Here is an 8,097-nt window from a genome sequence, read left to right on the forward strand (position 1 = left end):
GCGACGACGCGCACGGACTCGTGGCCGCACTCACCGGCCTCGGCGCCGAGGTCACGCACCTTCCGCCGACCGCCTCCGGCGACCGGACCGCGCTCGCCGCCCTGCTCGCTCCCCTGCCCCCACCGGACGGCGTCGTCGCAGCGCCGGACGCCGACGAGCCGCCGTCCACCGTCCTCGCGCTGCTGCAAGCGCTCGGCGACGTCGGGTTCTCGGCCCCGCTGTGGTGCCTGACGTGCGGCGCCGTCGCCGTGGCGGAGGAGGCGCCCGACGTGGCACAAGCCGCGGTGTGGGGGCTGGGACGTGTCGCGGCGCTGGAACACCCGGACCGCTGGGGCGGGTTGCTCGACCTGCCGGCGGCTCTCCCGGCCGACCTCGGCCCGCTGCTCGGCTCGGCGCTCACGGGAACCGACGACCAACTGGCGCTCCGCGAGGGCAGCTTGCTCGCCCGGCGCCTCGTCCCGCGCCCCGCGGCGACCGGAGCGGCGCCCCCGCTGTCCGGAACGGCGCTCGTCACCGGCGGGACCGGCGGCCTGGGAGCCCGGGTCGCCAAGTCGCTCGCGGCCCGCGGAGCCCGGCATCTCGTGCTGGTGAGCCGCAGGGGTCCGGACGCGCCGGGCGCGGGACCGCTTCGCGAGGAACTGGCAGCGCTCGGCGCCACGGCGACGATCCGCGCCTGCGACGCCGCCGACCGCGCCGCGCTCGCCCGGGTGCTCGCCGACGTGCCGGAGGAGCAGCCGCTCCGCGCCGTCGTCCACGCGGCGGGCGTGCTCGACGACGGCATCCTCGACGCCCAGACACCGGAGCGCCTCGCGGCCGTGCTCTCGGCGAAGTCCGTGGCGGCACGGCACCTCCACGAGCTGACGCGGGAGCAGGACCTCGCCGCCTTCGTCGTCTTCTCCTCCCTGGCGGGCATCCTCGGCACACCCGGGCAGGGCAACTACGCCGCCGCCAACGCCCAGTTGGACGCGCTCGCCGAGCAGCGGCACGCAGAGGGCCGTCCGGCGACGTCCGTCGCGTGGGGCCCGTGGGCCGAGGACGGCATGGCGCACGGCCTCGACACCGGCCGGCTGCGCGGGAGCGGACTGCGGCCCATGGACCCGGACCTGGCGCTGGGCGCCCTCTGGGACGCGGTCGGCGAGGGGGCTCCGACCGTGCTCGTCGCCGACGTCGAGTGGGACGCCTTCGCCGCACGCGCGGCGGCGCTCCGTCCGAGCAGGCAGCTCGCCGAACTCACCGCCGCCGCGGCCGGACCCCGGGCCCGTACGCCGACGCTCGACCGCGACCTGCCGGGGCTGCCTCCGGCCGAACGGCACGCGCGGGTCCGCGACGTGGTGCGGGAGCACGTCGCGGTCACGCTCGGGCACGGCGGCGGATGGCGGCCCGACCCCGAACGCTCCTTCCGCAGCCTCGGGTTCGACTCCCTCATGGCGGTGGACCTCCGCAACCGCCTCGACGCCGCCACGGGGCTGAAGCTGCCGAGCACCCTGGTCTTCGACCATCCCACGCCGGAAGCCCTCGTCACGCACCTGCTCTCCGCGCTCCTCGACGAGGCGGCGGTGGGCCCCGAGGCGGCGCTCGCCGAAGTCGACCGGCTGGAGGACGTGCTCGGCTCCGCCTCCCTCGACGACGAGGCCCGCGGGGCCGTCGAAGCCCGGCTGCGGGAGCTGCTGAAGCGCTGGTCCCCCGGCCCGGCCGACGGGCCTTCGCTCACCCGGGCGTCGGCCGAGGAGGTCGTCGACTTCCTCAACGACGAACTCGGCATCACCCTCGACCCCGGCCGGAGCCGGCCGGCGCCGTGAGCCGGGTCCCCTCGCTGCGAAAGGTTCCCACGTGTCCACAGCACAGCCCCCGTCCACCGAGGACAGGTTGCGGTACTTCGTCAGGCAGCTCACGGGCGAGCTGCGGCAGGCCAGGCAGGAGCTGGCCGAGCAGGGGTCGAGGAGTACCGAGCCGGTCGCGATCGTCGGCATGAGCTGCCGGCTGCCCGGCGGCGTGACGTGCCCCGACGAGCTGTGGCAGCTCGTCCTCGACGGCACGGACGCGATCTCCGCGTTCCCCACCGACCGCGGCTGGGACACGGAGCGGCTCTACGACCCCGGCGGCGACCGCCCCGGCACGACGTACACGTGCGAGGGCGGATTCCTGTACGGCGCAGGCGAGTTCGACGCGGGCTTCTTCGGGATCTCGCCCCGCGAGGCGCTCGGCATGGACCCGCAGCAGCGCCAGCTCCTCGAAACGTCCTGGGAGGCGCTGGAGCACGCCGCGCTCCTCCCCTCCGCCCTGCGCGGCAGCCGCACGGGCGTCTACGTCGGGGCCGCGACGCAGGGCTACGGGTTCGACGTCTCGACGGGCGGGGTCGGCGTCGAGGGGTACGGGATCACGGGGGTTTCGACCTCGGTGCTCTCCGGCCGCATCGCCTACACCCTCGGCCTGGAGGGCCCGGCCGTCACGATCGACACGGCCTGCTCCTCCTCGCTGGTGGCGCTGCACCTCGCCTGCCGGTCGCTCCAGCGGGGCGAGACGGACCTCGCGCTCGTCGGCGGAGCGACGGTGATGCCGACGCCGAGCACGTTCGTGGAGTTCAGCCGCCAGGGCGGGCTGGCGCGGGACGGCCGGTGCAAGGCGTTCGCCGCGGACGCGGACGGCACGGGCTGGTCGGAGGGCGTCGCGTTCCTCGTCGTGGAGCGGCTCTCCGAGGCGCGGCGCCGCGGACACCGGGTGCACGCGCTGGTCCGCGGCTCGGCCGTCAACCAGGACGGCGCCTCGATGGGCCTGAGCGCGCCCAACGGCCCGGCACAGCAACGGGTGATCACCGAGGCGCTGACGAGCGGCGGGCTCACCCCAGAGGACGTCGACGTCGTCGAGGCGCACGGCACGGGCACCAGGCTCGGCGACCCGATCGAGGCGCAGGCGCTGCTCGCCACGTACGGCCAGGGACGCCCCGCCGATCGGCCGCTGCGACTGGGTGCGTTGAAGTCCAACATCGGGCACACGCAGTCGGCTTCGGGGGTCGCAGGCGTGCTCAAGATGGTGGAGGCCCTGCGGCACCGCACCATGCCGCGGACCCTCCACGCCGACACCCGCTCCCCCGAGGTCGACTGGGACTCGGGAGCGGTGGAGCTGCTCACCGAGAACCGGCCCTGGCCGCGTGCCGGGCATCCGCGCCGGGCCGGCGTCTCCGCCTTCGGTATCGGCGGCACCAACGCGCACGTGATCCTCGAAGAGCCGGATCCTGAGCCCGAAGCGGCGTCGCCCGCCCACGCGTTGCCGGTGCCGCTGGTGGTCTCGGGGACGTCGCCGGACGCGGTGCGCGGGCAGGCGGCGGCGCTCCGCGCCCACCTGGCCGCGCACCCGGACCTGGCGACGGCCGACGTCGCGCGGTCGCTGGTGGCGAGCCGGACCCTCTTCGACCACCGGGCGGTGGTGCTGGCGGAGGACGGGACGGCGGACGCGGCACTCGCGCGCGTGGCACCCGTCGCCGCGGGACATGGCCGGGCCGGCGCACTCTTCTCCGGCCAGGGCGCCCAGCGCCCGGGGATGGGGCGCCGGCTCGCCGCCGACTTCCCCGTCTTCGCCGAGGCGCTGGAGGAGGTCTGCGCCACGACCGACCCGCTGCTCGGCCGCTCCCTCACGGAGGTGATGTGGCGGGCGCCCGCGGAGGTCCTCGCACGCACGGAGTACGCGCAACCCGCGCTCTTCGCCTTCGAGTCGGCGCTGGCGCGGCTGTGGCGGTCGTGGGGGCTGCGGTTCGCCGCCGTGGCGGGGCACTCGGTCGGGGAGGTGGCGGCGGCCGTGGTGTCCGGGGTGCTCTCCACCGGGGACGGGGCGCGTCTCGCCGTCGCGCGTGGCCGTCTCATGCAGGCCCTCCCGCCGGGCGGAGCGATGGTCGCGGTCGCCGCGGGCGAGACGGAGGTGGCCACGATGCTGGAGGGCGAGTCGGAAGCCGTGATCGCGGCGGTGAACGGGCCGAGCGCCGTCGTCGTCTCCGGCACCCGGGCCGCCGTCCTGCGGGTCGGCGACTACTGGCGCGCACGGGGCCGCCGGACGCGGCAGCTCCGGGTGAGCCACGCCTTCCACTCGCCGCTCATGGACCCGATGCTCGACGGATTCGCCGACGCCGTCGCCGAACTCGCCTTCCACCGGCCGGAGATCCCCGTCAGCCCCTCGGCCGATACCCCGCACCCCTTCGACTCGCCCGAGTACTGGGTGGAGCACGCCCGGCGCACGGTCCGCTTCGCCGACGCGGTGGCGCACCTGCGCGAGGTCGACGTCCTCGTCGAACTCGGCCCCGACGCCGCGCTCACCCCCCTCGTCGACGACGGGCGGCCGGTCCTCGCCTCGACGCGGCGGGACAGGAGCGAGACCCGTACCGTGCTCTCCGCGCTGTGCGGCGCCCACGCGCACGGCGTCCCCGTCGACTGGAGCGCGCTGCTGGGAGAGGGACGGCCCGTACCGCTGCCGACGTACGCGTTCCAGCGCGACACCTACTGGCTCAGGGCCGCAGGGCCCGAGGAGGCGCCCTCGCCACCGCAGGAGCGGTTCTGGGCGGCCGTCGAGCAGGGCGACGCACGCGAGTTGACGGAAGCGCTCGGCGCACCGGCCGAACTGCTCCCCGTGCTGCCGGCGCTCTCCCGCTGGCACCGCGAGGCGAGCGACCGGCTCCGGCTCGACGCGTGGCGCTACCGCGCCACCTGGCGCCCGGCGGCCCAACCCCGCAGCGCGGCCCGGGTCCCCGGCACGTGGCTGGTCGTCCTGCCCGAGCGGGACGAGGCAGCGACCGCCGGCCGGCTCCGGACGCTGACCAGGACGCTCGCCGACGTGGAGACGGTGCGGACCGGTGCGGACCGCGAGACGGCAGCCGCCGCGCTCGGTGCGGCGGTCGCGGCAGGGCCGACGCTCTCCGGTGTCGTCAGCCTGCTCGACACGGCCGAGGAGGTCCTCGTCCTCGTCCAGGCGCTCGGCGACGTGCGGGTCGGCGCGCGGCTGTGGTGCGTCACCAGGGGCGCGGTCGGGGTCGGCCCCGCGGAGGCTCCGACGGACCCGGACGCGGCTGCGGTGTGGGGGCTGGGCCGGGTGGCGGGTCTGGAGCACCCCGAACGGTGGGGCGGGCTCGTCGACCTTCCCGCGGAGGTCGACGAACGCGTCGCCGGCTGGCTCGCCGGCGTCCTGACGGGCGAGGGGCACGAGGACCAGGTCGCGCTCCGCGCCGGCGGCGTCTGGCTGCGGCGGATCGAACCCGCACCGGCCGGGCCGGCCCAGCGCACCTGGGCCCCGCGCGGGACCGTCCTCGTCACCGGGGGCACGGGATCGCTGGGGGCGCACCTCGCACAGCGGTTCGCGCGGCAGGGCGGCTGCTCCCTCGTGCTCGTCTCCCGGAGCGGGTGCGCGGCGGACGGCGCCGAGGACCTGGCGCGCCGGCTCGAGGCCACCGGGACCCCGGTGCGGGTCGTCGCCGCCGACGTCGCCGACGGGACGCGGATGTCCCGGCTCGTCGCCGAACTCGCCGAGCAGGGCGAACCGGTGCGCGCCGTCTTCCACACCGCCGGCTGCGGGCAGAACACGCCCCTGGACGAGATGACGGTGGAGGAGCTGCGCACCGTCTCCGCGGGGAAGGCCGCGGGCGCCCAGGTGCTCGACGAGCTCTTCGCCGACACCCCGCTCGACGCGTTCGTCCTCTTCTCCTCCCTCTCCGGCTTCTGGGGCAGCGGCCGCCAGGCCGCCTACGCCGCCGCCAACGCCCGGCTCGACGCGCTCGCCGAGCGGCGCCGCGCGCGGGGCCTCGCCGCGACCTCGGTGGCCTGGGGCGTGTGGGCCGGGTCCGGCATGCTCGACCCGGACGGCGAACGGGAGCTGCGCCGCCGGGGGTTGGTCCCCATGCCCGCCGAGGACGGCCTGCGCGCGCTCCAGCAGGTGCTCGACCGGGACGAGGGCACGCTCGCCGTCGCGGACGTCGACTGGGAGTCCTTCCTCGTCGGCTACACGGCGGCCGGACCGCGCCCGCTCGTGGAGGACCTGCCGCAAGTGCGGGCCCTGCGACGGGAACTGCCGCCCGACCCCGGCGGTCCGGGCCGTACCGTCGCCGAACTCGCGGGCGAACAGCGGCAGTCGGCGCTCCGTGCCCTCGTCGGGGAGGCGGTGGCGGAGGAGTTGGGCCACTCGGACCCGTCCGCGGTCTCCGACGCACGCTCCTTCGCCGAGCTGGGGTTGGACTCCGTCTCCGCGGTCGCCATCCGCAACCGCCTGGGCCGCGCCACCGGGCTCACCCTGCCCGCGACGCTCGCCTTCGACCGGCCGACCGTCCCCGAGGTGTGCGCGTTCCTCGAACGGGCCCTGGACGAGGGCGGGTTCGCACGGCAGGCGCCCGAAGGCCCGCGCTCCGCCGACGACGAGACGTTCGCGGCCGTCTACCGGGCCGTCGCGCTCCGCGGCCGGATGACGGAGGTGGAGGCGCTGCTCACCGGCGCCTCCGGGGTGCGGCGGCGGTTCCACGATCCGGAGGAGGCGAGTACGGGCCGGGTCCGGCTCGCCGCCGGCGGGGAGGCGCCCGCGGTGGTCGCCTTCCCCCCGTTCGCACCGGTCGAGCAGTCGCTCCAGTTCGCGAGGCTCGCGATGTTCTTCCGCGACCGCCGGGACCTCTCCCTCGTCCAAGTCCCCGGTTTCCAGCCGGATTCGGCGCTCGCCGAGACGCTGGAGACGCTCGTCGACGCGATGGCGGCGCAGGCCCTCCGCTGCGCGGAAGGGGAGCCGTTCGCGCTGCTGGGCTACTCCTCCAGCGGCTGGCTCGCGCACGCGGTCGCCGGACGGCTGGAGGAGTGGGGCGAACGGCCGCGCGGCGTGGTGCTGCTCGACACCTACCTGCCGGACAGCATGCCCCTGAGCCTGCGCCGCGCGATGAACTACGAGGTCAACGAGCGGCGTTCGCGGTTCACCACGATGAACTTCACGACGCTCACCGCGCTCGGCACCTACCGGGCGCTCTTCCGGCCGTGGTCGCCCGCTCCGACCGACGCCCCCACCCTCTTCGTCGCCCCGCAGGACCGCATCCCCGGCGACCCGGCGGTCCCCCGGCCCGACGGCGAGGAGTGGCGTGCCCGGTGGCCGCTGCCGCACACCAGGGTCAGCGTCCCGGGCGACCACTGCACCCTCGTCGCCGAGCACGCCGCCGAGACGGCCGCCGCCGTGCACGACTGGCTCGGCAAGGTCTGAACCGCACCCGGAAGGCGCTGATCATGGTCGCTGAAGAGGAACTGCTCGGCTATCTCAGGCGAGTCACCACGGAGTTGCACGACACCCGAAGGCGGCTGCAGGAGGCCGAGGCGGTGCGCGACGAGCCAGTCGCCGTCGTCGCGATGGGCTGCCGCCTGCCCGGCGGCGTCAACTCGCCCGAGGACCTGTGGCGGCTCGTGTCCGGCGGGCACGACGCCGTCTCCCGGTTCCCCGAGGACCGCGGCTGGGACACGGCGACGCTCCACGACCCCGACTCGGCGCGCCCCGGCACGAGTTACGTCGACGCCGGCGGCTTCCTCGCGGACGTCGCCGGGTTCGACGCCGAGTTCTTCGGTGTCTCGCCCCGCGAAGCCCTGGCGATGGATCCGCAGCAGCGGCTGCTCCTGGAGGTCGCCTGGGAGGCGCTGGAGAGGCTGGGCACCGACCCGGCCTCGCTCCGCGGCAGCCGGGCCGGCGTCTTCGTCGGCGGCGGCGCGCAGGACTACGCCGAGCTGGCGAGGGCCACGGCCGACACCGCCGGGTACCTCGCCACCGGCAACGCGCCGGCCGTCCTCGCCGGGCGGCTCGCGTACGTGCTCGGGACGGAGGGGCCCGCCGTCACGGTGGACACGGCGTGCTCGTCGTCGCTGGTCGCGCTGCACCAGGCGTGCCACGCGCTGCGGCACCGGGAGTGCGGCCTCGCGCTCGCGGGCGGCGTGACCGTGCTCGCCAGTCCGCAGGTTTTCGTGGAGTTCAGCGCCCAGCGGGGGCTGGCGCCCGACGGCCGGGCGAAGTCCTTCGCCGCGGGCGCCGACGGCACCGGTTGGGCGGAGGGCGTCGGACTCCTGGTGCTGGAGCGGCTCGGCGACGCCCGCCGCAACGGGCACGAGG

Annotated in this window: 3 protein-coding genes; all 3 read left to right on the forward strand. The window is 76.3% G+C overall.

What is annotated here, in order from left to right; genetic code table 11:
* Nucleotides 1–1,799, forward strand: a 1,799-nt coding sequence (locus UWG_RS0121685; protein ID WP_016909304.1) for a beta-ketoacyl reductase, incomplete at its 5' end; no start/stop codon positions are given.
* Nucleotides 1,800–1,830: 31 nt separating this feature from the next.
* Nucleotides 1,831–7,206, forward strand: a complete 5,376-nt coding sequence (locus tag UWG_RS34020; protein ID WP_029391655.1) for a type I polyketide synthase — start codon at nt 1,831–1,833, stop codon at nt 7,204–7,206.
* A 23-nt stretch (nt 7,207–7,229) separates the two neighbouring features.
* Nucleotides 7,230–8,097: beta-ketoacyl synthase N-terminal-like domain-containing protein (locus tag UWG_RS0121695; RefSeq protein ID WP_016909306.1), on the forward strand; the 868-nt coding region annotated here is incomplete at its 3' end.

Origin of the sequence: Streptomyces xiaopingdaonensis, from assembly GCF_000262345.1 — a bacterium.
Lineage (GTDB): Bacteria > Actinomycetota > Actinomycetes > Streptomycetales > Streptomycetaceae > Streptomyces > Streptomyces xiaopingdaonensis.